The organism is Snodgrassella alvi (assembly GCF_002777425.1).
GTDB lineage: Bacteria > Pseudomonadota > Gammaproteobacteria > Burkholderiales > Neisseriaceae > Snodgrassella > Snodgrassella alvi_B.
This window is the reverse complement of record NZ_MDVC01000057.1, coordinates 54232-79661: the sequence shown is the minus strand read 5'-3', so window position 1 is coordinate 79661 and position 25430 is coordinate 54232. Positions and strand designations below refer to the sequence as shown.

The window sequence follows — 25430 nt, the reverse complement described above, 5'->3', positions numbered from 1 at the left end:
GTGGTTTTGGTGGAGGATATCCCTTAACACAAGAATTTTATATTAACAATAAAGATAAGTTTGAACGTAATATTTGTTTATTATCTAAAGCTGAATGAAATTTAATTAGATGTTTTAAAATACAATAGTTTATTGTTGATATGCAAGCTGCCTTGAATTTATGGTAGCTTTTTTTAATTTTAAGATTTTTGATTAATTTTATTTAATATATATAAAACTAACTTTCAATAATTATTCATTGAACATAACTATTCAATATTTTTATATCAATTTAAATGAAATGAACGGGATGAATAGGGAAGATTGCTTAAATTTTGAAGCATGATCATTAAAGAAAGGTATGTCAATGGCTGTAACAAGGGCTCTTCTGAACCATATTCTGATACATATTCAGCAGGCTCTGCCGGATTATTCGGTACAGCTGATGCCAAATAATTTAAAGAATTATCAGTTTGTTCATCCGTTGGGTGCAGTGCTGATTGGTTATCAGCGCAGTAAATTCAGTAAGCCATGCACTACTGACCTGATTACGCAAGAGCGGCGTTTGCAGTTGCGTTTTACCGTTTTTGCACGTGCTCTGGGTGGCGAACGGGGTGCGCTGGATTTACTTGATTCTTTACGCTTGGCTCTGGTGGGGTTTCAGCCTAACCATTGCCAGCAAATCCGGTTGTTGAGTGAGCGCTTTCTGGGGGAGGCCGATGGAGTTTGGCGCTATCGGTTATGCGCTCGCACTGAGACGCTTCAGGTGGAACAGCGTCCGGTGGTTAATCAGCAAAATCTGGTCAAATCGATACCAACTCGTGGTGAGATTAAGGCCAAAGCTATTTCACAATCTGTAACTTCGAAGGAGTAAAAATCATCATGGCAGCAGCTTATTTGCATGGTGTTGAAACAATCCGTATTGATGGCGGCAGTAGTCCGGTCTATACCGTAGACGGGGCGATTACGGCAATTGTCGGTACGGGCATGTCTGGCGCAGTAAATGAATTGACGGTGTGTCAGACAGTTAAGGATTTTAGTCAGTTTGGTTCTGTGACTGGAGCCGGTTTTACTTTGCCTGATGCGGCCAATATCTGGACGCGTTATCAGTCTGGTGTGGCTTATGTGGTCAATGTGCTGGATCCGGCCAAACATAAAACCGTTGTTGATTCTGAAGCTCTGGTTATCGACAGTGATACGTTGATGGCAAAAACAGCGCATCCGGCTGTACAGGCTGGTTATACGGTGCAGGCAGGTAATCAGACTTTGTCTGAAGGCACTGATTACACGCTGAATCAGGAAACTGGTGAGCTGACTTTTGTTCAGCCGCATTCGGATGTGTCGATTGCTTATACTTATCTTGACCCGAGCAAGGTAACGGTAGCGGATATTATCGGTGGCTATGAAGCGGCAACGGGTAAGCGCAAAGGTATGGAACTGCTTACTGAAGGTTTTACCCGTCTGGGTGCGGATGCGAAGATTGTGATTGTGCCGCATTATGATGCAGATGCAGCTGTGGCCGCAGCGATGGTAACGCTGGCAGACAAACTGGAAGCAATTGCCTACATTGCTGCGCCGAAAGGTACTACGCTGACGCAGGCGATTCAGGGACGCGGTTCGCTTGGAAATATTAATTTCCAGACTTCTTCTGACCGCGCGCAGTTATTTTATCCGTATGTTACCGGTTCCAGCGGCGAGCTGGAAAGTCTGGCCACACATGCTGCCGGTTTGCGTATGAAAACTGATGTGAATCAGGGCTACTGGTTCAGTATTTCCAATCGTGAGCTTTTGGGCGTAACCGGTATGGAAGTGTCGCTGACAGCACGGATTGATGATCCGCAGGCGGAAACCAATCGCTTGAATGAAAAGGGGATTACTACGGTATTTAACAGCTATGGCACTGGTTTCCGCTTATGGGGTAACCGTCTGGCCTGTTTCCCGACAGTAACGCATATCAAGAATTTTGAAACCGCTCAGCGTACTGGTGATTTGATTGACGAGTCGATTCGTCGTGCGCAGTTACAGTACATTGATTTGCCTATTGATGATGCGCTGATTGACAGCCTGCTGGGTACGGTACGTACTTATCTGGGTACGCTCAAGAGTATTGTTGGTTTTAGTGTGAGTCTGGATTATGACTATGATCTGGCAAATGCTTTCAGTAAAGGGCAGGTACCAATCAAGTATGACTATACGCCTAAACTGCCAGCAGAACGTATCACTAATACCAGTGTGATGACCCGTACTTATCTGGCTAATTTGATTAGCAACCAGTCTGCCGCTTAGGAATCAGTTATGACAGAATTTAATGCAATTTATAATGCCAATGTTTATGTTAATGGTAATAGTCAGTTAGGCCGTGCCAGTCAGTTTAAATTACCGGATATTTCTGTTGGACAAACAGAAACCAAGGGATTAGGGCTGGTAGGTTCGGTGAAGTTGCCCAGTGGTATTGAGGCGCTGGAGGGGGAAATTACCTGGAACAGCTTTTATCCGGATGTGTTCACTAAGGTTTATAACCCGTTTAAGGCGTGCCAGTTGATGGTACGTGCTAATGTGCAGGCATTTAATGCTTCCGGTCTGGCTGCAGAAGTACCGATGGTGGTTATGGTGATGGCTACATTCAGTAAAAATCCCTTAGGTACTTATAAACCAAAAGAAAAGGCAGAGTTTGCCAGTACTTTTCAGGCTACGGAAATTCATCAGACGGTTTCCGGCCGTGAGGTTTTGTATTACAACGCGTTTACCAATCAGTATCGGGTAAATGGTGTGGATATGCTGGCGCAGATGCGCGCGAATATTGGTATGTAGTTATTTTCAATTGGTAATGATGTTGTTAAATGCTCACTCTGCTTATCGGGGTGAGCGTTTTTTATAGTTGAAATGCTTTTTTTACGCTGGATGAATTTCGGCGCTTATTGATGATTCAAGGAATAGATATGGCACAAACTGAAGCGCAACAGCTGCAAGAACAATTGGGTACAGGTAAGGTTATCAAGCTGACGGAACCGCTGCAAACGCCGAATGGTGTGGTAACGGAACTAACGCTGCGCCGGGTACGGGTTAAGGATTTTAAACGTGCTGCTGAGCAGTATCCGGATAATGCGGTATTGCAGGAAGCACAGTGTCTGGCTATGGCTTCAGGCCTGCAAAGTGAAGATTTTGATGAACTGTCGTGGGAGGACTACACGCTGGTGCGTCAGTTTTGTCTGGGTACTCACTGATTGGGATGGTTTCTATCAGGCTGCTGCGGATTTAGCGTGGTGGTTTGGTTTTTCTCCGGCAGATATTGATGAGATGTCTCTGGATGAAATTTTACAATGGCAGCAACAGGCTAACCGACAGATTAAGGCTAAATACAGCAAGCTGTAAGCGGTTGCTGCCCGTTGTGACAGTACCGTTAATTCAGCGCTGGTTTGTAGCAGGAGCTGTGAACCGGGGATGGGTTAACGGTAATGATTTATATGAATAATAAATAATAAGTTGGTGAATTCCAGTATCTCTTGAGTTATTGGATGAAATACATTGGTGCCGATATGGATAGTGGATTTGTTTCTGATTTTGGTGAGGTACAGCGTTCTGTTAAAGCCTTTGGTTCTGCTATTGGTATGGCAACCAGAAAAATAGAGGAGATGGGGCGGTCTGTACAGAGTTTGCAGGTGAAAATCCAGTCTATGGATAATTTGTCTGCAGCAACTGCGAAAGCGATCAGTGCTCAGAATAGGCTAACTGAGGCAGTAGACAGACATAACAAAATTCTGGGGCAGCGCAAGAAAATTGGTGAGGAATTAGCTAAAACCAAAAGTACGATTACAACCTGGATGAAGCCGGTTGAGAAGTCGGTGAAAATTCACATGGAACGGGAAACAGCGGAAACCGGGCTGAAACAGGCTATGATGCAGAAAGATGGCAGCATGGGCAGATTTAATCAGATTAATGCCCATGCTACGCAGCTAAGTCTTGAGCAACAGGGTAACAAAAATGATTATACTCACCTTGCTACCAGTATGAAGCAGGCCAATATGTCTGATGATGCGGTACTGCAGGGAGGGATGAAGGCAATTGCCAGTTTTAATGTGTTATTTGGCAAGAAGATTGAGGATATTTCGGTAGCCAAGGGGTTGATGCAGACTTATAAGCTGAAAGATACGGAATTGTCTGCTAGTCTGGATGCTGTGCAGAAAGTTGCGCATTCTGTGGGTATGAGTCTGGAGGATATTGAAAAATCCCAAGCTGCTATGGCTTCGCCCTTGCAAAAGCTGCATCTGACTGGTTTACAGAATCAGCAGAAAATATATGCCCTAGAGGGAATGGCAATACATGGTGGTGTCGGCAAGTCTGCGGCAGCAGATGGTATGGGGGAGTTTCTGGACAGGCTGGCACAGGGGCCAAAAGCCATGCAGCAGGCTACTGCTGCGATGAGTGTGGAAATGCGCCAGATGATGCAAAAATCTGGTGTGGCGTTTAGTCTGTTTAATAAAGACGGCTCGCTTAAAGATATGCATGTGGTTGTTGGTGAGCTGGAAGCGAATTTTAATAAAGTTAAAGCCAAATATGGTGACCGTGCTGCGTTGAATATGATGGATGCGGTATTCGGGAAGCGTGGTGGACAGATTGCTTCAGCCGCAGCTCAGGAAGGTGGTGCTGGTTTTGCCGCCATGCAAACTCGAATGGGTAATCAGCCTTCTCTGGATCAGCGTGCTCAGCTTCAGACTAATACGCTTGCTGTAAGTATGGGTAATTTACACGATGCAGTGATTGAGGTAGGCAATGCTTTTGGTGCCACGCTGGCACCTGATATTAATACTTTTGCTCAGGTAGCCAAAGATGTGCTGCTCAATACGGTATTGCCTTTTATTCAGAAGCATCCAGCGCTGATTAAATCTGTGGTGGCTTTTGGTGTAGGTTTGGCCGGGCTGCGGATGACGCTGCTGTTGGTTCGTTATGCTATTACCATGGTTACTGGTCCGCTGGCGCTATTACGTACTATTTTTGCCCGTTTTCAGATTGCACGTGACCTCAAGCAGGGTGGTTCGGTGTTTCAGCGTTTACGTTCCGCTATTACCTCAGTGGGAAAGTCTGCCGGCTCATTGCGCCAGAAGCTGTTGTCTTTTGGCAGCAGGCTGGCTGGTGTGGGCAAGAATTTTGCGGTGTTCAATAAGGGGCGCTCAGCACTGGGTTTACTGAAAAAGGCGTTTTCCAGTATTGGGCGTACTGCCATTGCGCCAATTAAGAAAATTGTGCAGTCATTTGGTCAGATTACCAAAGTAGCAAAACCTTTGTTTACGGTTTTTTCCAGTCTGGGCAGGGGTTTCAGTGCATTGGGTAAAGGCCGTATTGTGCTGAATCTGCTGCGTCAGGGAATTATAGCCGTAGGACGGGCTTTTTTAATGACGCCTATAGGTTTAGTCGCACTGGCAATTGGTGCAGCTGCTTTTCTGATTTATAAGTATTGGCAACCAATTAAGACTTTTTTTATTGGTTTATGGGATACCGTTAAAACTAAATTTGAAGCAGGAATGAAATTTTTTAAGGATTTACCTGCAAAATTCAGTGAGTTTGGACGCAATATTATTGATAGTCTGGTTAAAAGTTTTACCGAGGGTATCAGTAGGGCTGTTAATGCAGTAGGTGAGTTCGCCAGTAAGATTATTAATAAGGCTAAATCTGTATTGGGGATTAATTCACCTAGCCGTGTATTTAAAAGCATAGGCGGTTCGCTGATGGAAGGTATGCATCTGGGGCTTGATCTCGGCGCAGACAAACCAGTTACAGCGATCGGTCTGGTTGCTGAGCGCTTACAGCAGAAGTTCAAAAGTCGTTCCGGTACGTTGACTGCTCAGCTTAATGAAAAAATGCAGCTTAATGCAGCAGAATTTGCCCAGAATCGCTATTCGGCAGGACATGATTCCAGTGCAGTAACCATTAATTTTAATCCGACTATTCAGGTTAACGGCAATGCTGACCGTTCAGTGATTCAGCAGGCTTTGGCGCTGAGTCAGCGCGAATTTGAACAGATGTATCGGCGCATGATGCAGGCAAAAGAGTTAAGGAGTTACTGATGTATGCAATGCTAGGAGATATTCGCTTTGAAGTGTTGGATAGTTTCAGCAGTTATGAAGAAACGCATGGTGCTGTCTTTGCCAAACATGATGTGTTGGCCGGACGTCCGCGCCTACAGGCTACTGGCAATGATTTGACCACCATCCGTTTTGGTATGCTGCTGCACTGGAAGCTGAGTAATCCGGATAGTGCCTATACTGCATTGATTCAGGCCAAGGAAGCACAGCAGGCTCTGGCGCTGGTGTTTGGTTCGGGTCGTTTTGTTGGCTGGTTTGTGATTCAGCAGTTGAGCAGTACTACTCTGATTCAGGATGCACAAGGGCGTACCGCCGCACGTGAAATCAGTGTTGAGCTGCTTGAGTTTGTTGGTGATCCGAATAATCCGTTACCAACACCGGGCATCATGACAGGTCAGAATCCGTTACTTTCTTTTATGCCGGATTCGATTAAAGGGGCAGTTAACAAGGTTTCAGCGGCGGTACAGACTGGAGTGCGTATTTATCATGCTGTTGAGCAGAATGTCACTGAGATTCAGAACCTGATTACGTGTGCGCGTACCGTGCAACATAATACTTCTGGCTGGCTGGGTATGATTGCCGATGCGCTGGCTGTTGGCGGCCAGACGCTAAGCAAGCTGAATACCTTGCCTGAGGTAGGTGCATGGTTTGGTGAGCTGTCCGGTGCGGCAGATTTTTTGTTATATACCGGTCAGGCTGCGCATCAGTTGCAAGAATGTGTGAATTTAATACAAAGTGGTTATGACAGTGGTGAGTGGGGAGACTGGTTGGATAACAGTGAAAAACTGTTATCCATGGTAGAGGACAGTATTAGCAATGCAACTACCGGTGCTCAGTCGTTAACGGCATGGCTGGCTGCCAGAAAGGATGAGGCCTGATTATGGTTGATTCAGTTTTGCAATACCAGACCTGTGAAGGGGATCGGTGGGATTTGATTGCACATAAATACTATGGTGATGCCACGATGCTGGACCGGCTGATTGCTGCTAATCCGCATTTACCACTGGCTGAACAGTTTGCTGCCAATCTGACGGTACTGATTCCAGTCATACAGTCGGATACGCATACAGCGCAGGAGGATATGCCACCATGGATGCGTTGAGCCTGCTGACAGGAGTATCCGCTTTGGGACGAACCCATCCGGTGACGATGCCGGATTTCACTATAGGCTACGAAAAGAAAGATATTACTCTGGCAATCAAGCCTTATCTGCTCAGTATCAATTATACGGATTATCTGGGTGAGCAGTCGGATGAGCTGTCGGTAGCGTTTGAGGATACGGATGGCAAATGGTTGCGTAGTTGGTATCCGGATCAGGGCGATATGCTGTCGTTTACGCTGGGAGACCAGTTTACTGGTATGGTGAATCTGGGCAATTTTGAGATTGCCGATATTGATTATGCGTTCAAGCCCAATGTGATTACCCTGAAGGCGCTATCCACGGGGATTACCCGTGCCAGCCGCACTTTGCAGCCAAGAGCATATGAAAAAACGACTCTGGAAAAAATTGTGCAACTGGTGGCTGCGCGATTACAGTTGGTGCTGAAAAATTCGATTGCCAATCTGGAGATTGAACGTATTACCCAGTATCAGGAAAGTGATGTGGAATTTCTCGCACGGCTGGCAAAGCAGTTTGGCTATACTTTTAAAATTGTCGACCAGACTTTAGCCTTTATTGCCAATACGGAATTAACGGCACAGGAACCAGTGCTGGTATTGCTGCCGGAAGATGTGGAATCTGCAAGTTTTCGTGATCAGCTCAAAGGTGTTCCAGATGAGGTAGTGGCTTGTGGTTATGATACTAAAGCCAAACAGGTGCGTACGGTCAAGCGAAAGGGACAGCCGTTACGGCCGCAGAGCAAGCTGAGCGCAAGTGGTGATATGTTGAAAATTGTGGCCAATAAAGGGGAGTCGCAACAACAGCTCACTGCACGTGCAGATGCTGCACTTACTGATGCGCGTCAGTGTCAGGTAACCGGTAGTTTGGAGCTGTTTGGCAATGTGAAGCTGGTGGCCGGCCAGATTATCCGTTTGAGCGGTTATGGCAAAATGTCGGGAAATTATCAGATTAAGCAGGCAGGCCACAATTTAAGTCGTAGTTCTGGTTATACCACGTCTCTGGAAATTAACATGATTGAATACATTGCTGATGATGCAGATACGGGGGGAAAATATGCAGAAACTGTATGAATTTGGGGCAACTTTACAGTTTGGCCTTGTGGAAGCCATTGATGCCGGCAGGCATATGCTTAAAGTGAATATTCCGGCACTGGAGAATATGCATACAGACTGGCTGCCCATGCTTACTGCTGCCGCCGGCAGAAACTGTTTTTATTCTTTGCCGGATATCGGCGAACTGGTGGCATGTATCTTAGATGCCCGGGGTGAGAGTGGGGTGGTACTGGGTGCTTTGTACAATCAGAGTGATACCGCACCGGCACAGAGCAATGATATGTGGATGAAACAGTTTAGCAATGGTACGGTAATCAGCCATGATCGTAAAAGTGGCGAGGTTTGTGTTCAGACCAGCGGTACAGTGGTGGTGCAAGCAGATACGGTATTGGTTAAAGCCAGTGATATTACGCTCGATGCGCCATCCACTACAGCCACTGGCAGCTTACTGGTACAGGGAAAGTTAACCTATCAGGGTGGTATGGCTGGTTCTGGCGGAGGCAGTGCTGCCGCATCGATTGCTGGCACGATTAAGGTTAAAGGCGGTGATGTGGTGGCAGATGGTAAAAGTCTTAAGAGTCATACTCATCCTGACCTGACTTCGGGTGGTAATACTGGTACACCAAACTGATGTTCTGCTAACAGCTTATTCAAACCCAATTTTCATCCCTGTCATTGATGGCAGGGATTTTTTATTACTGGAAAAGCGTTATGACAATTACACCGCGCACTCGCCACTGGCAGTTAGCACCACTGGAATGTGGCTGCGATATTGTCACGGGCATTGATGATATTAATCAATGTATTTTGAATATTTTGATGACGCGCAAGGGTACCGATGTGACCCGCCCGACTTTTGGCTCCAGCCATCTGGATTATCTGGATACGCCCGAGGATGTATTTATTCCCGGTGTGACGCGAGAGGTGATTCTGGCTATCCAGACTTGGGAAAAGCGTGTGGTGGTAGAGCGTGTTAGCTTTGCGGGTCAGGCACCTGAGTTAACAATAACAGTCCACTGGCGTATAGCTGAGGAAGTGGCAGGTGAAATTTATCAAACAAATATTGGATTGGTACGTAAATGACAGATTTAACTAAGCTCGCGCGGGCGGATATAAAGATAGTTGAAGATGATCTGGCAACCATTCTGGCCGATACGATAACTGATTACCAGAATCGTACCGGCAAGGTATTACAGCCGGCGCACATTGAACGCTTACTGATTAATACCTATGCCTATCGCGAGGCACTAACCCGGCAACAGGTCAATGAAGCTTACCGGCAGCAGCATGTGCGCTTTGCTACTGGGCTGATGCTGGATTTATGCGGAGATGATGTCCATACTCCGCGCTTACAGGCACAACCGGCACAAACAACGCTGCGTTTTCAGGCCAAACTGGCCGGTAAAGAACAGGTGGTGATTCCAAAAGGAACCAGAGTTACTGTAGATTCGCTGATATTTGCCACTGTAGAAGCAGGTTTGCTTACTGCTACCAATAGCAGCATTGAGCTGGTTGCTGTCTGTCAGTCAACCGGGGTGGTGGGTAATGGCTGGTCAGCCGGGCAGATTAATACTTTAACAGACCATCTGTCTGATATTGCAGAGGTTAAAGTTAGCAATATTACCACTTCAAGTGGTGGTGTGGATATTGAAAGTGATGATGCCTATCGGGTACGCATTCTGCTGGCACCAGAATCGTTTTCAGTGGCCGGTCCAGTTGGTGCCTATGAGTATTTTACCCGTCAGGTCAGTCAGGACATTGTTGATGTTTATGTGACTAACGATACTGATAAAGAGGGCAAGTCCTTAGGTGGTGTAGTGGCAGTAACCATACTCACTAAAACTGGCCTGCCTTCAATGGAGCTGATTCATCAGGCACAGACAGCCCTGTCTGATGAGCGTGTACGCCCGTTATGTGATCAGGTAGTGGTGCGAGCACCGAAAATTCTCAATTATCAGGTTGCAGCTACATTAACTTTGTTTGTTGGTGCTGATGCTCAGGCGGTGCTGGCGGCGGCCAAAGCTGCATGGCAGCAATATCAATGCAGTCAGGAACAGCGGCTGGGAGTGGATGTGGTACCACTGGTGATTCAGTCTTTATTAAAGGTTGACGGTGTCTATAACGTAGCGACGCCAGAGCTCGAATTGACTACAGTTGCAGCCGATACCTGGGCGCATTGCAATGATTTAATCCTCACCATTGCTGAGGAGGCTGTGGATGGCTAAGCTGACTTATGCAGCAGTAATTGAGCGCGATCAGCGCCTGCGGGCACTGGCCACACTGGGCTTGCGTCTGGAGCTGATCAGCACACCACAGCTTATGCCACGGCTGGTAAATTTAATCCTAGCTGATCATCTTGAGCTACTGGCTGAAAGTCATTGTATTCTCGGTGTAAATGGTTACTGGCTGGCAGAAAGCGATCAGGCCAAGCGCCAACTGATAAAAGGAGCATACGAACTTCACCGCAGCAAGGGAACGCCCTGGTCGTTAAGAGAAATCGTTCGCCGTCTTGGTTTTGGTGAAATCACTATTATTGAAGGGCTCAATCATCAACAGCATAACGGGAATATTCAGCGCTCCGGTTTATATGTGCATGGACATAATACTTACTGGGCACATTACCGTATTTTGCTGAATAAACCGATTACCAATCAACAGGCCGCTTTATTACGGCATACGCTGGCTGCTTTTGCGCCGGCGCGCTGCGTGCTGGCCAGTCTGGACTATACCGCCGTACCGCTGCAACACAATGGACAGGCACAGCGTGATGGCTCGTTTAACAAAGGAACTGCTTAATGGCAAATTTAAAAGAAACTTCGTTCTGGGAAGAAGGCATTTATCAATGGGAAACATCCGATCCGGTATTGGGAGGAGAGAATGGGATTGATAATGTGCCCACTCGCCAGCTGGCCAACCGGACTAAATGGTTAAAAGACAATAAACTGGACAAATCGGCTACGGCAACAAATGCGGAGATGGCCAAAAGAGCACGCACTGCTGACAGGCTAACCGATGCCAGAAAAGTGGGCGGTGTAGCATTTGATGGTTCGGCAGATATTGATTTACCCGGAGTGAACAAGCCCGGTAATCAGAATACATCAGGCAATGCAGCTACTGCGTCTAAGTTATTCAAGCCGTGCAAAATTGGTGGTGTAGCATTTAATGGTTCGGCAGATGTTGATTTACCTGGGGTGAATAAGCCCGGTAATCAGAGTACATCAGGCAATGCGGCCACTGCATCTAAATTATTCAGGCCATGCAAAATTGGTGGCGTAGTGTTTGATGGAACCAGAGATATTGATTTACCGGGTGTAAATGTCAAAGGTAATCAGCATACTTTTGGTAATGCAGGATCAGCTTTTAAATTATATAACCCTCGGAAAATTAATGGTGTGCCATTTGATGGTACGCAAGATATTAATGCAACGCCCGCAGGCGCAGTTATGTATTTTGCCATGGATGAAGCACCGGTAGGCTGGTTAAAAGCCAATGGTGCAGTCGTATCCCGTACGTTATACGCCAATCTGTTTGCAGCCATTGGCACTAGATTTGGTGCGGGAGACGGGAAAACCACATTTTATTTGCCGGATTTGCGTGGAGAGTTTTTACGCGGTTGGGATGATGGGCGTAGGGTTGATTCAGGCCGGATATTTGGTGACACACAGGCAGATGCAATCCGTAACATTACAGGAGAATCTGAACCTTTACATGTTCAAACATTAGGTAACATATATGATAGAAATAAAGGGGCATTTAGGTCGATTGAATGTTATATACAAGGAGGATCAGCTAATCAAGGTAGTTCAAATTACCTGACAGTAATAGGTTTTGATGCATCTTTATGTGTGCCTACTGCAAATGAAAATCGCCCGCGAAACGTAAATTTATTAGCTTGTATCAAAATTTAAGGATTAAAAATGAAAATATATGCTCCCACAATTCCTGTATGCCAACTTGACGAAAACAACTATTTTGTTGGTATGACTACAGCAGATTTAGACCCATTAGAAGGTAATGGTCATTATCTAATACCAGGATTATGCATTGAGGCGGATGAACCAAAGTTTAAAGTCGGTTATATCGCGCAATGGACTGGTGAATCATGGCAATATATCGAAGACCATCGTGGTGAAACGGTTTATATTAAAGAAACCGGCCAGGAAATTAAAATCAGCGAACCGGGTGAGTTGCCGGAAACAGTAACAACTACCCCTTGTCCTGATTCTTTCCATCATTGGTCAGAAAAAGAAAATAAATGGGTTATGTCACCAGAAGCAGAGGCACAGAAACAGCAGCAGATAGATAATGAACGAAAGGCGATAATTAATACGTTGTTATCTACTGCCGCTGAAAAAATTGCAGCGTATCAAGATATGCTTGATTTTTCCGATACTGAAGAAGAAAGGCAAGAAGCAGAAAAGTGGTTGCTTGCTTGGAGGAAGTACCGAGCTGCTTTATTAAAGTATCAGAAAGGTTTAATTTCTAACATGCCAAGCAAACCAGAAGAGTAACAAAGTTAGTACAGAAGAATTAGATAGTAAAATTTCTATATTTTTTCAAAATATTTATAAAAATTTTTTGAAAACGCAAAGCTTTGCATTGGCAAACGAGTTATGGTGGAATTTTCTGACCAACATTTTACAAATTCAGCAGGACAATGTATTTAAAATGTGGGAAGAAGCCAGAACAATTTAAAATCTGACAAAAAATAGACATATATCATCATTTTCTGGCAAGTATCTGTTGCTTGCCTTGGTATGTCTGAGTATCAGGATAATAGGCACACCCTGCTTCATATCTGTTACAACATTATATTCAACAGCCAGATTTAATTATTTGTATGAAATTTCTGGGGAAGCAGGAAAAAATTATTATTTTATAAAGATAAATTTATATAAATGCGTAATTATTATAAGCCATTATCCCGATTAATCTGTTTTAAACAGTATGAATCGGATTAAGAAACAGATAAGCCATATTTGTGTATTTTATGCCAATTAAATACATTGAATTTATAGAAAGGAGTAAATAAATTAGCTGTGCTAAACAAAATCCAAAGTGAAATCATCACACGCCTGAAACAAGGGCTGGGCTCGATGGTTAATGAGGTTAGTTTGTATTTCGGCGGGCTGGAAAATAAAGAGGTTTTAACCAAAATAAGAAAAAAACCGGCTATTTTGTTAACCTTTAATCAGGCACAGATAAAAGCAAAAGGTTCAGAACGGCTACGTTTTGAACTGAGTGCCGGGTTTTATGTGGTGTGTATATGTAATCGTATTACAGATGCACAGCTTCATCCAAGTGCAAATATAAATGATTTGGTTTATGCGGTTTTACGTCTGCTTGCGGGGCAGAGATTAAATGAAGAATTAAACAGCTTTGGTTTGCAACCAAAAACGGTTCGTCCACTGTTTATCTCTCCACTTGATAGCAATACAGAAAATCTGGATATAGTCGCGGTTGAATTTGAAGCGGTGTGTGATATTTATGGAATTGAAAGTGATCATTATCCAGAATACACCACTGATATAAATAATCCGGATTATGTATTTAGTCTGTTTGCCGGCAAGCATTCTGAAGCGCCAGCACAATTTGATTCTTTAGTATTAAATATAAAAAATAAAAGTATACAGAACTGATTGATAACCAGTGTATATGAAAGAGAAGATGATCGTTCATGCAGCAGATGGTTTACGCGTGCCAAAGGAAAATCGCGTTAATTCTTATATAACAACTAACCCGGTTAAGGTTCCAGCAAGTCTGTATTACCGCCGATTGGTAGCTGATGGTGACCTGATAATGATAACGGAAAATTTAAAAAATGAAACAGGAGTAAAGGAATGATTGATAATATTCAGTTTGATACTGTGCGCAATGATATTCGTGTACCAGGTCGGTATATTGAATTTAATACGCGTACTGCAGTAAGAGGCTTGCCAGCCAATCCGCAAAAAATGTTACTGATTGCATCTAGATTGTCAAAGAGCAAACAGCCGGCATTGACCCCAGTACAATTATTTAGTGATGCTGACGCTGCTAACTTGTTTGGTCAGGGTTCCTGGGCACATTATTGTGTAAAACAGGCATTTATTAATAACCCCTATCTGGATTTAACGGTAATTGGTGTTGATGATGCTGGGCAGAGTACTCCTGCTGAGGCAAGTGTCACCATTAAATATTTACCAGATAATTCTGGCGTTCTGACAGTAACCATTGGTGGAATTGATTGCCAGACTCGAGTAAGTAATGATGAGGCCATTGCTGATGTTGTGAAGAGAATGGTTGACATTATTAATGAAGCGAGCACACTGGCCAGCGCCGATGCTAATGGTGATAAAATCATACTAACAGCCAGAAATACGGGTTCGATTGGTAATGAAATTGCTTTAATGGCATCTTTTAGTGGAAACAGTGCCAACTCAGAGGAAGCTTTACTGGATATAGAACCATTTCAGGATGGTCATGGAAATCCGGATATCGGTGCTGCCCTTGAGCAGGTAGCCGGCAAACATTACCATATTATCTGTAGTGCTTTTTCTGATGATTTAAATGCCAGAAAATTATCTGATCATATTGATCTGGTATCCAATGCGATTGAAAAGCGTGGCTGTATCGGGGTGATGGGCTGGCGCGGTACACTCAGTACTGGCACCACTTTTGCTAATGAAATCAATAGTGGCCGTATTACCATAGCTTGGTATAAAAATGCCATGGAAGGCAACGCCATTATTGCAGCAGGTTATGCGGCTGTCATTGCTGGTGAAAATGATCCGGCTCGTCCACTCAATACACTGGAAATAAAAGGGCTGAGGAAAACGGCTGATGCCAACTGGCCTCTGTTTGCTGAGTTTAATAGTGCTTTGTATAACGGGCTGACGCCTTTGCAGATCGTGAATAATCGGGTGCAGATTATGCGTGCCGTATCTACCTATGTGAAAAATGCCACGGGTACAGATGATCCAGCATTGCTGGATATCACTACGATTCGTACACTTGACTATGTACGCGATGCTGTTAACCAACGTATCGCCTTACGTTTTCCGCGTGAGAAGCTTTCAGAACGTACCCCGTTGAGAGTACGCTCAGAAATTCTGGATGTATTATATCAGTGTGAAAATGCAGAAATTCTGGAGGCAGTTCTGGAAAATAAAGATAAATTGATTGTACAGCGTAATCCAAATGATCCAAACCGCCTGGATGCGGTTATCCCTGCTGATGTAGTCAATGGCTTACATGTACTGGCTGCACGTGTGGATCTGTACTTATAAATTAATCATATAAGGTGTTAGTTTCAAGGTTAACACCTTGTCTATATAAAGGAAAAAATATGGCAAATAAAACAGGCGCTAAATATGCCGGCGCGGTAATTATGGAAGTAAATGGTCGTGAGGTGGAAATTATCAGCTTCAAGCCGGAAGTGACTACCGGACGTAAAGTAGTTAAGACCATGAACAAGTCCGGCAAAGTGCGTGGTTATGCAGATGGTGTAACAGAATACACAATGAGTGTCAGTGCAGCCATTCCGCTGGATGAAAGTGGTATTGACTGGGACAACATTACCAATGCAAAAATTACTATTTATCCTCGTAATGCAGATGAAGCACGTATCAGCTATATAGGTTGTACCAGCACTAAATGTTCGGAAGAATACAGTGTAGAAAATGAAGCGCGTCGTGATATTGAAATGTTTGCATTGGATAAAGTGGTAGAATAATGTTAAAAGAGACTGGAAAACTGGTTTATGGTCTGGCGTACAATGGCCAGATGTATTTTGATTATACTGTTAAGCCGCTGACTTTGGCAGATGAACTTAAGGCACTGGAAGTACTGGAAGAAACCGGTTTGATTGAAGATGTATCAGGAGCAAAAAAAGCCATTTTGACCACACTGGCTTATTGGGCACAACAATTGGAAGTTTCTGGTATTGATGCAGAGAATCTGAGCGTTGAATTTCTATTGCACAATCTTGCCTCAGAAGATTATCAGTCAATTTTAACCAGTATGGAATCTTTACGTTCAAAATCGATTGCCGCTGGCCAGTCAGACCCAGCGGCATCAGAGGAAGCGGACAGCAACGTAGTTATGCAATAGCTCATAAAAATTATCGACAGGCATGTATTCTGCTGGCTAAATCAATGATTACGCCGGCTATGGTTAGCATGATGTGCCATGCTGAAGTATCTGTCTGGATTGAGACTGTTCTGGAGAGTATGGGCATAAAAAATGATGATGATAATGTTATTATTTCTTTACGCCAAAGAAAGCCAAAACCATTCCAGCCAGTTAAAGATAGTTTGTTAGCTAATCAGCCTGATTGATTAAAGCCCTGCTGTATGGCAGGGCTTTTTGCATAGGGCTGCTCCGGCATATTCACTTCTTTCAATTATTTTTAATCAGTCAAAATAAATATAATCAACAATTAGGCGAGAGTATTGACATGTCTTCAAATCAGGAGTCGCTAGCAAAACAGGAGGCCTCCATTACCAGAATGACTGAGGAGGTAAAAAAATTAGAACAGCAAATCAAGCGTACAGCTGCTGTTGTAGTCAGGGAAAGTGAGAAAGCCGGTAAATCACAAATCCGAATTATTCAGCAGGTTCAGCGAGAGCAACAACGTGCTGCGGATATGCGATTACGGAAGGAAATACGGTCTGAACAGGAAATACAGCGGGAAATTGGCAAGAGCAAAAATGCATATAAGAATTTTACCGCTACTGCTACTGCGGCTCAAAAGCAAATTCAGCATGCAACCAGAGCTTCTCGTAACAGTATTCGCGAGTTAAATAAGGAATTAGAAAAAAGTTCTAAAATACAAAAAACTATTGCAGAACAACAAAAAAAATCATCTAAATGGGGAGCGGCCAAAACAGTCGGCAGCGAAATTATCAAGGGAGGAAAAGCTGTCTACGGTGCAGTTAAGCCAGCAATAGATGATGAGAAAAAATTACGTTCAGCTGTCATTCAGGCTGCAGTAAAAGCATATGGTACTGATAAAAGTAAATCAGCAGACTGGATTAAAACTCAGGGTGTAAAAGAAATTCAGGGTTTGGTTCAGGGGCTGGTAGCCAGAAATGGTGGTACATCACAGGCTGCGCTGAATCTGTTTACTGATATGTTACAGCAGGACATGACTCTGGATCAGGTTAAGGCAACTATTCCTTATGCCCATCGTACCATGGTCGGATCAGCTGCCAGCGCCGGTGAGTATGATCATGAAAATACAGCCAGACTGTACAAATCATTGGCAGACTATGGTTTGCAGGCTAAGGATTATAACTCGGTTTCTGATCATATTATTGCATCAAGCAGTCAGGGTAAATTTACTATTGCCCAATTGCAGGGTGAATTACCAGATTTATTGTCTTCTGCTAAAAAGGCGGGGCTAACGGATACCGGAGGAATTGATTATTTAATTTCAACCTTACAGGCTACATCAAAAGAGTCAGAATCTAATGACGATGCAAGTAAAAGCGTTAAAGCTTTTCTGGAAGCATTGGCTAATCCGGAACTGACCAGTACTCTGAGTAAAATTAAAGACCCTGATGTTTCAGGCAAATATCTTGACTGGGATAAAATCAGGGAACAGGGCAGTAAACAGGGCTTAAATGATGCTCAATCCCTGATTAAAGTTTGCAGTGATATTCTTGCTAAAGACAGGAATTACCAGAATTTAAAGCAAAAAGCCGATGCTGGCGATGTACATGCCCAGCAACAGATGCAAGCTCGTCAGAATAAGCTGTTATCTTTTATTCCTGTAGATGCCAGAGATGCTGTTAATGCCAATTTGAATAATAATCTGTTGCTGCCACAAATAAACGCGTTGCAGAAAGATGCTGATGGTTTGGCTGCCAAACAGTTAGCTGTGTTATCTGCGGATCCGGAGCGGCAGCAGGAAAAGAATCATGCTCTGGCTACTTTGGGCAGAAGTGATGTAGTAGAACCGTTAGTTAATTTTCAAACCAGGTTAACCGAGTTATCAGCTGAATTTCCTACTCTTACTTTTGCTGTAACCGCTTTGGCCGCTGCCGCCGGTAGTGCAGCAACTGCACTGAAAGCATTGGGTACTTTGTCTGGTCAAGGAGGCGATATCGATATTGATTCAGGGGGTGATTTTGACAGAGAAAGAAGAAAATCGAACAGAAACAAAAGCACAAAAACGCCAGCCGGTCGGAAAACAGGGGTGAAAGGCAGAAAGATTCCGGCTAGAGTTCCTGGCAAGTTATTAGGCAGGGGTAATTCCGCAGTCGCTGTCCTTGGTGGCGCTTATAATGTATATGCGATTCAGAATGATGACAGCTTAACCCATGAAGAAAAGAAGACGGCTCAGATAAAAAATGCAACCAGTACCGCTGGTGGTCTGGCTGGAACCTGGGCTGGAGGTCAGGTTGGTGCAGCAATCGGAACACTAATATTACCTGGTATAGGTACTGCGGTGGGAGGGCTGATTGGCGGTCTACTTGGCGGAATTGGCGGCAGCATCATGGGAGAGAAGGTAGGCGATGCTGTTGCGCAAAATAAGGATACCGAAGAAATAAAAGCCACAACAGGTGTAGGGAGCAGCGAGCCGTATACACCAGATTTTCGGCATGCCTATGGATTCAATCCTGCATTATATGGGCAATCAGTGTTTGCCTGTGAAAAGGATCAGCTGATAACAAGTGCCAATATGACGCCATCTGCTGCGATGATGCTTTCGTACAGAAATATTCCGGCTAATCTACCCGCAATAGAAAGCCAGTCTGGTGCTGGGCAGTCTGTGCTTGTACAGCAAAGTGCTGAATTTCAAAATGCTTTTCAGGCTATTGTACAGGAGTTGGGTATACGTTTAGACAAAATAGCTACTATTCTCTCGAACCAGCAACAGGTTATTCAGAATAATCTTACGGTGACGCTTGATGGCAGAGTGATTAGCAATCTGGTTTCACGCAATCAGATGGAGATGTATAACCGTGGAGGTGCACAATAATGACTATGTGGAAGAATAATCTGCAAAAGGCCAGTTACAAAAATGTTGCCTTTGATGTCATTTCTATCAGTGATAAAAATGAGAAAGCACTGGTACGGCATGGCCGTCCGTTTGCAAATGGAACCGATATTGAGGATTTGGGTACACAGGGACGACAATGTCAGGTTGCTGCTGTCTATTTTGGTGCAGGCTTTGATACACAGTTATCACAGTTACTGGCTGTGCTGGAAGAACCAGGTGCAGGCACATTGGTTCATCCGGTTTTAGGCCTGTTACAAAATATGATTGCTGCAAGCTGGTCATTTCGTACTGAAGCTGATTCAGTTAATTATGTTGCACTGGATATCACTTTTTTTGAAGCAAAAGAGTCAGCTCCGATATTTTTATTTGAGAATCAGTGGTTAGCCAAGTTAGAACAGATACAGAATACTCTGGAAAAGTATACACAGCAGTTACTGGGTTATTCTGAAACGCTGTTAAGCGTTCGGGAGGGAGTTTCGTCTTTATGGGGCAGTACAAATGGTGTATTTGCCGCATTGTGTGGCGTAGCTGGCAGTGTTCGCCGCTTTTTTGATCTTGATCCTATAAAATATTTGACCAGTAAAGCTTTTTCTTCTGCATCTTACAGTCAGGACGTCAGCAGGCTGATTCATTCTGTAGCCACAATGGTGACAACAGGTCTGGCGAGTGATACACAGTTTGCTACTGGCAGTTTAAGTACCAGACAGACTTTTGATTCTGTCAGTAACCGTGTAGATGGCCTGAATAAATTGCCTGATAATATTCTGTATAGTCAGGATAGACAGGAAACTGAGGAAGAGGCGATCAATCATGTACAAAAGATTGCTGATATTCAGATGCAACCGATTGCCCAGATTCTGCAATTCTTGAGTATTGGTGCTTTGATGCAGAATACTGTCACGATGATTGAAGCGAATAGTGACATAGTGACAGCAAATGAGTTGCTGTATATAAATAATAATCTTCGTCTGCGTATTCAAAAATTAATAGATATTTTACGTGAAACTTATGATTATGCTGATAATGTCAAAAGCATTAATGCTGCCAATATTTATACGCAAACAACGATAATGATTCAGTTGCTGGCCAATATGGCCGCACAATTTAATGACTATGCTTTGGCCGTCATTAATCAGAAACCGCCAATGCGTACCAGAAAAGCAGATATTAACGGCACCATTCATCAGTTGGCATATTTACTTTATCGGGATATTGAGCGGGCAAATGAATTAATGCGCCTTAATCCTCATTTGTGCCATCCATCATTTATTCAGCGTAATGAGTGGATTAATTATTATGTTAAATGAAACTGAAATGTTGCCTTATCCATATGGCAATGAAGTGGTAGTGCGAATAGGGGGGAAAGAACATAAAGACTGGCTTAGCTATGATATTGACAGTGATTTTCTGATTCCTGCTGATGCCTTCAGTTTTGAAACCAATGTTTCCCAAAATCAGGGTGTTTTGGCCGACTATAGCTCTTTGCAATGTGAAGTGTTGATTAATAACCAGTTGGTTATGACCGGAATTATTGGCCATCAGAATGAAATGGTTGATAAAAACAATCATAGTATCGGTTTTAATGGCCGTGACCTTGCCGGTTTATTGGTGGATTGCAGTGTTAAACAAATTAATGTTAAAGGAATGAATGTTTTAGCTGCCGCACAGAAGATAGTTGAACCCTGGCCACAAATCAAAAAAGTGATATTAAAGGCTGAAAAAAATCCAGTTCTGGACAAAGTAGATATCGAACCCGGGGAAACTGCATGGCAGGCATTGAGCAAAATTGCCTATAAGGCAGGCCTGCATGTGTGGCTGGAACCAGATGGTACGTTGGTTGTTGGTGGTGCTGATTACGCCAGCCCGCCAGTGGCAACCCTGTGCCACAGTAAAAATGATCGCCGAAGTAATATTCAAAGTATTCATATTGAGTATAGTACTGAAAATCGTTACTCGGAAGTTACCTTTCTTGGCCAAAGTCACACCCGTTATGCCAATTCGTCAAAACACGATTTGAAATGGGTATACAAAGACGAAACAATGGTTTTATACAAGCCGAAAACAGTAGTAATCGGTGATGCAGAAAATCTGGAACAGTTGAAGGTGCAGGCAAAAAAAATGCTTTCTGACTGGCGTCTGGAAGGTTTCACTTTAACCATTACGGTTGCAGATCATAAAACTCAGGATGGCCTGCTGTGGCAACCCGGACAACGTGTGCATGTGATTGATGAAGACCAGCAGATAGATGCCATTTTTTTTCTGATGGGACGTCGTTTTTTACTGAATCGAAGTGGCGGCACGCTGACTGAACTGCGCTTAAAAGAGGATGGAATATGGACGCCGGATGCTTATGTTAAAAAATCCGCAGCAGCACGATCACGTAAAGGAAAACGTAAAGGTGTGACTAACCGGCAGATTAAACAGGTCAAAATATAACAGCGTATACATTTAATTGGAATAAATTTTAATTGGAGAGTCAGATGAGTTATGTTGCGAAGCTGGTAAATAAAACCAGAACGACAATTAATAATACCACCAGCTCAGTCCGGCAGGCTTTTCGAGGTCGGCTGACACGGGTAAATGCCTCTCAGCCGATACAATCTGCTCAGGTAGCAGCTCTGGCCGATGAGATTTTACAGGATGTGGAGCAGGTACAGCAATTTGGTTTTACTAGTAATCCGCCCGTGGGCTCGGAAGCCATTGTTTTGCCCCTAAGTGGTCAGACCAGTCATGGCATTATTATTGCCACTGAGCATGGTGAATACCGGATTAAAGCACTGGCTGCAGGAGAAGTAGCTGTTTATAACCAGTCTGGCGCCTCTATTACCTTAAAAAATGGCAAACTGATTGAGATTGATTGTGAAACTTTAAATATTAAAGCACCGGCAGGAGTAAAAATTGAGGCAGCGGCTGGCATTAATATCGATGCTCAGGCGGGAGTGAATATCAGTGCCCAGAATGTTAATTGCTCGCAGGAAATCACTGCCGCAGGCCAAATCAATGGTAATGGCGGACTGGATATCAAAGGAGGGCAAGGAGCAACATTTTCAGGCAATATTGTACAAACTAACGGTAGCTATACCACTGTCGGCGATGTTAAAGCCAGTGGAATCAGCCTGGCCGGGCATGATCATGCAGTCAGAGTGGGCAAGCCTGTCTGATAGTTGCTGAAGCTCTTCAGCTTCAGATAAAAATAGTTATTTTAGTAAACTATAACAATAACATAACCGGAGTAGTTTATGGATAGAGAAATAGACACCAGAACAGGTGATTACACCGGACAGATTATAAATCACTTACAAAATGCAGTTTATCTGCGTCTGATGACACCGCTGGGTAGTTATTGGGCGGATAAAAAATTGGGCTCACTGTTGTATACGCTTGAACGGGAAAAAGATTTGCAATCAGTTAGCTTGCTAGCCAAACAGTATGCGCAACAGGCTTTACAGCCAATTATTGATGATGGGCGTGCGGCAGATATTTCTGTCGCCACCATGCAACCACATAATGGCATGCTGAATTTGAATATACAGATAACGCAATTAACTGGAGAAAAATTTATATTTGAGTGTCCGGTTAAAGTAATTTAAAAAAATAATTAAATGGATTTTGAAAATGCACAATATTCCAACATTTGAGGAAATACGCCACGCTATTTTGCGTGATATGGTTTCATTAAACCCCCAAGCTGATGTTTCTTCAGATAGTGATAATTATATTCGAGCCAGCAGTCTGGCCAGTTGTGCCACGGGACAATATGCTCATCAGGCATGGATATTAAGACAGTTTTTTCCGGATACTGCGGATACAGAATTTCTAGAGAGACATTGTAATCTGCGTGGTATACGCCGTAAAAATGCTACTTCCGCCAGCGGAACAGCTATTGCTCGTGGTATTCCGGGATCATTAATTGAAGCAAAATTACAAATTATATGTGGTGAGCATTTATATACTGTGCAGCAACAGGCAGTGATTGGTAAAGAGGGTACTGCTGTTTTATCCATACAGGCGCATGAGGCTGGTTCTGCATCAAATCAGCATAATAAAGCAGCACAATTTATGGCTGCACCGATAGGTATATCCAGCGATGTGGAAATCGTACAAGCTACCGGCGGTACTGATGTTGAAAGCGATACTTCATTATTGAACCGTTTATTGGATTTATTACGTCGGCCACCTGCCGGAGGCAATAAATATGATTATCGGGCCTGGGCATTGAGCGTGGATGGCGTTACCAGTGCATATGTATACCCATTACGCCGCGGGCTTGGTACGGTAGATATTGTCATTACCAGCAATAATAATTTACCCAGTGATGAGATAGTCAGCAAAGTACAGGCTTATATTGATTCAGTGCGACCGGTAACGGCTAAAAACAGCTTTGTTATCAAGCCAGATGTCACCAGAGTTGATATTAAAGTTAAAGTGCGCTTGTCCGATGCAAACCTTGACAGGGCGACAGCAGATATCCGACAAGCCTTGCAGGAGCATTTCAGTGCTTTAAAGCCTGGTGATAGCGTGATTGCATCCCAGCTGGAAGCGGTGATCAGTGATGTGTCTGGGGTGACCGATCGCAAGATGACTCAGCCAGCAGCTAATCTAATCGCAGAGACAAGCAAAAAGATTGAATGGTTTATGCTGGGTAAGGTTGATGTGAGTTTGCTATGAGTTACGTCAATACTTTATTGGGATTATTACCTCCGGTTACATACAACCGTACTGCACCGGCAGTAAGAAATGCCGCCGCAATTGATGGCAACTGTCTGGATGAAATACAAAATGCTGCCCGTCGTAAACTGGGCGTTATTGACCCACGCACATCGGGAAATTACATCGTGCGCTGGGAGGAATTGCTCAATCTGGACAGCACCGGCAAAAACGGCCAGCAAAGAATACTGGCAGTGATCACCAAAATTAACGAAACCGGTGGCTTGAGTATTCCCTATTTTATGCAGATGGCCGCTTCAATTGGCTACGACATCACCATAACCGAGCCGCAGCCATTCCGGGTGGGTATCAGTCGTGCCGGTGACAGACTGTCGCGTGAAGACATTATGTGGGTATGGTGGGTAAACGTTAAAAATGCTGATAGTCGCGCAACCCGCTTTCGTGCAGGGATATCAACGGCTGGCGACAGATTGACAGCATATGGTGATGTCATTATTGAAACTGTATTAAAAGAGCTGAAACCAGCATTTACCGACATACGATTTACATATAAGGACAAATAAAAAATGTATCCAATTGATACGCAAGACGGACTGTTTCATGATGGTAATGGAATAAACGAACTGGGCACTGTATTGCCGGCTAGCTGGCTGAATCAGGTGCAGACTGAGCTATTGGCTATTTTGACTGCTGCCAAAATAAAACCAGAAAAAGCAACAAATAATCAGGTTTTGGAAGCTATTAAATTTTTGATATCAATGAATAAACCTGCTGATGCTACTGGTGAATCTGCCGGTATTACAAAGGTTCTTGATTCATTGATAAGCAAGGATAGGCTATCGGCATTATCAGCTAATCAAGGTCGTATCCTCAATGAATTAAAATTAGATAAAGATGGGATTGCAAAGGCCGCGGCAAAATTGCAGCAAGCGCGCAGTATAAATGGTGTTCCATTTGATGGCACCGTTGATATTAATGTTACACCGGCTGGCGCTATTCAGTTTTTTGCCCAAAATACAGAACCTACAGGCTGGTTAAAAGCTAACGGTGCAGCTATATCACGCAAGACATATGCTAATTTGTTTGCAGCAATTGGCACAATATATGGTGCTGGCGATGGGAAAACTACCTTTAATTTACCTGATTTGCGCGGGGAATTTATTCGAGTATGGGATGATGGGCGCAACATAGATGGTGGTCGCGCTCTAGGCACATGGCAACCAGACCAAAATTTAGCTCATAACCATAATGGTACAACATTAGAATCTGGCTGGCATGATCATACAGGCTGGACAGCATACAACGGGGAACATAGTCATGGAGTACCTATTAGCACTAATGGGGCTGGGGTAAATTTTGAATCTAACGGAGGTAATACCGAGAGATGGGGAAATACAAATAATTCAGGAAACCATAACCATTTCTTCAGAACGGATGGAAATGGCAACCATACTCATAGATTTTCTACAGATTTTAATGGTGGTAATGAAGCAAGGCCGCGCAATATTGCATTATTAGCCTGTATCAAAATGTAAAAATAATAA

At 43.8% G+C, this 25430-nt stretch carries 28 protein-coding genes and 1 pseudogene; all 29 read left to right on the top strand.

The window, feature by feature from the left end; genetic code table 11:
* Positions 1-346 precede the first annotated feature (346 nt).
* Complete coding sequence (locus BGI33_RS05635) at positions 347-853, top strand: Gp37 family protein (RefSeq protein ID WP_180297019.1); 507 nt, start codon at positions 347-349, stop codon at positions 851-853.
* Between the two features lie 8 nt (positions 854-861).
* Complete coding sequence (locus tag BGI33_RS05630; protein ID WP_100090313.1) at positions 862-2265, top strand: phage tail sheath family protein; 1404 nt, start codon at positions 862-864, stop codon at positions 2263-2265.
* A gap of 9 nt (positions 2266-2274) precedes the next feature.
* Entirely contained in the window at positions 2275-2790 is a 516-nt protein-coding gene (locus tag BGI33_RS05625) for a phage major tail tube protein (RefSeq protein ID WP_093090178.1), read from the top strand.
* 110 nt (positions 2791-2900) lie between these two features.
* Positions 2901-3203: a phage tail assembly protein gene (locus BGI33_RS05620; RefSeq protein ID WP_100090312.1), complete on the top strand. Its 303-nt coding sequence runs from the start codon at positions 2901-2903 to the stop codon at positions 3201-3203.
* The gene (locus BGI33_RS05615; protein ID WP_100090311.1) at positions 3145-3351 is read left to right on the top strand and encodes a GpE family phage tail protein; all 207 of its coding nucleotides are present in this window, start codon (positions 3145-3147) and stop codon (positions 3349-3351) included. The genes BGI33_RS05620 and BGI33_RS05615 overlap by 59 nt, the downstream gene beginning before the upstream one ends.
* 143 nt (positions 3352-3494) lie before the next feature.
* A complete protein-coding gene (locus BGI33_RS05610; RefSeq protein ID WP_100090310.1) occupies positions 3495-6041 on the top strand; it encodes a phage tail tape measure protein in 2547 nt (848 codons plus the stop codon).
* Positions 6041-6937, top strand: coding sequence for a phage tail protein (locus tag BGI33_RS05605; RefSeq protein ID WP_100090309.1), 897 nt, complete (start codon positions 6041-6043; stop codon positions 6935-6937). Before BGI33_RS05610 ends, BGI33_RS05605 begins: the two co-directional genes overlap by 1 nt.
* A gap of 2 nt (positions 6938-6939) precedes the next feature.
* Positions 6940-7161, top strand: a complete 222-nt coding sequence (locus tag BGI33_RS05600; protein WP_100090308.1) for a tail protein X — start codon at positions 6940-6942, stop codon at positions 7159-7161.
* Positions 7149-8249, top strand: a complete 1101-nt coding sequence (locus tag BGI33_RS05595; RefSeq protein WP_100090307.1) for a phage late control D family protein — start codon at positions 7149-7151, stop codon at positions 8247-8249. The genes BGI33_RS05600 and BGI33_RS05595 overlap by 13 nt, the downstream gene beginning before the upstream one ends.
* Positions 8233-8862 carry a phage baseplate assembly protein V gene (locus BGI33_RS05590; RefSeq protein WP_100090306.1) on the top strand — a complete coding sequence of 210 codons (630 nt, stop codon included), beginning with the start codon at positions 8233-8235 and terminating at the stop codon, positions 8860-8862. Before BGI33_RS05595 ends, BGI33_RS05590 begins: the two co-directional genes overlap by 17 nt.
* A gap of 80 nt (positions 8863-8942) precedes the next feature.
* A complete protein-coding gene (locus tag BGI33_RS05585) occupies positions 8943-9314 on the top strand; it encodes a GPW/gp25 family protein (RefSeq protein ID WP_100090305.1) in 372 nt (123 codons plus the stop codon).
* A complete protein-coding gene (locus tag BGI33_RS05580) occupies positions 9311-10456 on the top strand; it encodes a baseplate assembly protein (protein ID WP_100090304.1) in 1146 nt (381 codons plus the stop codon). Before BGI33_RS05585 ends, BGI33_RS05580 begins: the two co-directional genes overlap by 4 nt.
* The gene (locus BGI33_RS05575) at positions 10449-11027 is read left to right on the top strand and encodes a phage tail protein (RefSeq protein ID WP_100090303.1); all 579 of its coding nucleotides are present in this window, start codon (positions 10449-10451) and stop codon (positions 11025-11027) included. The genes BGI33_RS05580 and BGI33_RS05575 overlap by 8 nt, the downstream gene beginning before the upstream one ends.
* Positions 11027-12139 (top strand): phage tail protein, encoded by a 1113-nt coding sequence (locus tag BGI33_RS05570; protein ID WP_218965141.1) that lies wholly within the window; start codon positions 11027-11029, stop codon positions 12137-12139. The genes BGI33_RS05575 and BGI33_RS05570 overlap by 1 nt, the downstream gene beginning before the upstream one ends.
* 9 nt (positions 12140-12148) lie before the next feature.
* Complete coding sequence (locus BGI33_RS05565) at positions 12149-12742, top strand: tail fiber assembly protein (protein ID WP_100090302.1); 594 nt, start codon at positions 12149-12151, stop codon at positions 12740-12742.
* Positions 12743-13270: 528 nt separating this feature from the next.
* Positions 13271-13870 carry a phage protein Gp37 gene (locus BGI33_RS05560; RefSeq protein ID WP_100090301.1) on the top strand — a complete coding sequence of 200 codons (600 nt, stop codon included), beginning with the start codon at positions 13271-13273 and terminating at the stop codon, positions 13868-13870.
* 204 nt (positions 13871-14074) lie between these two features.
* Entirely contained in the window at positions 14075-15499 is a 1425-nt protein-coding gene (locus BGI33_RS05550; RefSeq protein ID WP_180297021.1) for a phage tail sheath subtilisin-like domain-containing protein, read from the top strand.
* Between the two features lie 59 nt (positions 15500-15558).
* Positions 15559-15945: a phage tail protein gene (locus BGI33_RS05545; RefSeq protein ID WP_093090215.1), complete on the top strand. Its 387-nt coding sequence runs from the start codon at positions 15559-15561 to the stop codon at positions 15943-15945.
* Positions 15945-16322 (top strand): hypothetical protein, encoded by a 378-nt coding sequence (locus BGI33_RS05540; RefSeq protein ID WP_100090298.1) that lies wholly within the window; start codon positions 15945-15947, stop codon positions 16320-16322. The genes BGI33_RS05545 and BGI33_RS05540 overlap by 1 nt, the downstream gene beginning before the upstream one ends.
* A 44-nt stretch (positions 16323-16366) precedes the next feature.
* A complete protein-coding gene (locus BGI33_RS05535) occupies positions 16367-16549 on the top strand; it encodes a TetR family transcriptional regulator (protein WP_100090297.1) in 183 nt (60 codons plus the stop codon).
* A 119-nt stretch (positions 16550-16668) separates the two neighbouring features.
* Entirely contained in the window at positions 16669-19197 is a 2529-nt protein-coding gene (locus BGI33_RS05530; RefSeq protein WP_144235368.1) for a phage tail tape measure protein, read from the top strand.
* Positions 19197-20525, top strand: coding sequence for a DNA circularization protein (locus BGI33_RS05525; RefSeq protein ID WP_100090295.1), 1329 nt, complete (start codon positions 19197-19199; stop codon positions 20523-20525). Before BGI33_RS05530 ends, BGI33_RS05525 begins: the two co-directional genes overlap by 1 nt.
* Positions 20515-21654, top strand: a complete 1140-nt coding sequence (locus BGI33_RS05520) for a phage baseplate assembly protein (RefSeq protein ID WP_257378971.1) — start codon at positions 20515-20517, stop codon at positions 21652-21654. Before BGI33_RS05525 ends, BGI33_RS05520 begins: the two co-directional genes overlap by 11 nt.
* A gap of 44 nt (positions 21655-21698) precedes the next feature.
* Positions 21699-22379: a phage baseplate assembly protein V gene (locus BGI33_RS05515; RefSeq protein WP_100090294.1), complete on the top strand. Its 681-nt coding sequence runs from the start codon at positions 21699-21701 to the stop codon at positions 22377-22379.
* A gap of 78 nt (positions 22380-22457) precedes the next feature.
* Complete coding sequence (locus tag BGI33_RS05510) at positions 22458-22808, top strand: phage GP46 family protein (RefSeq protein WP_100090293.1); 351 nt, start codon at positions 22458-22460, stop codon at positions 22806-22808.
* 25 nt (positions 22809-22833) lie between these two features.
* Positions 22834-23886: a baseplate J/gp47 family protein gene (locus BGI33_RS05505; RefSeq protein WP_100090292.1), complete on the top strand. Its 1053-nt coding sequence runs from the start codon at positions 22834-22836 to the stop codon at positions 23884-23886.
* Positions 23883-24449, top strand: a complete 567-nt coding sequence (locus BGI33_RS05500; protein ID WP_100090291.1) for a YmfQ family protein — start codon at positions 23883-23885, stop codon at positions 24447-24449. Before BGI33_RS05505 ends, BGI33_RS05500 begins: the two co-directional genes overlap by 4 nt.
* A 3-nt stretch (positions 24450-24452) precedes the next feature.
* Positions 24453-24638: pseudogene (locus BGI33_RS13730) on the top strand (phage tail protein); the annotation flags it as partial.
* Between the two features lie 6 nt (positions 24639-24644).
* Positions 24645-25421, top strand: coding sequence for a phage tail protein (locus BGI33_RS05495; RefSeq protein ID WP_218965142.1), 777 nt, complete (start codon positions 24645-24647; stop codon positions 25419-25421).
* The last annotated feature ends 9 nt before the right edge of the window (positions 25422-25430 follow it).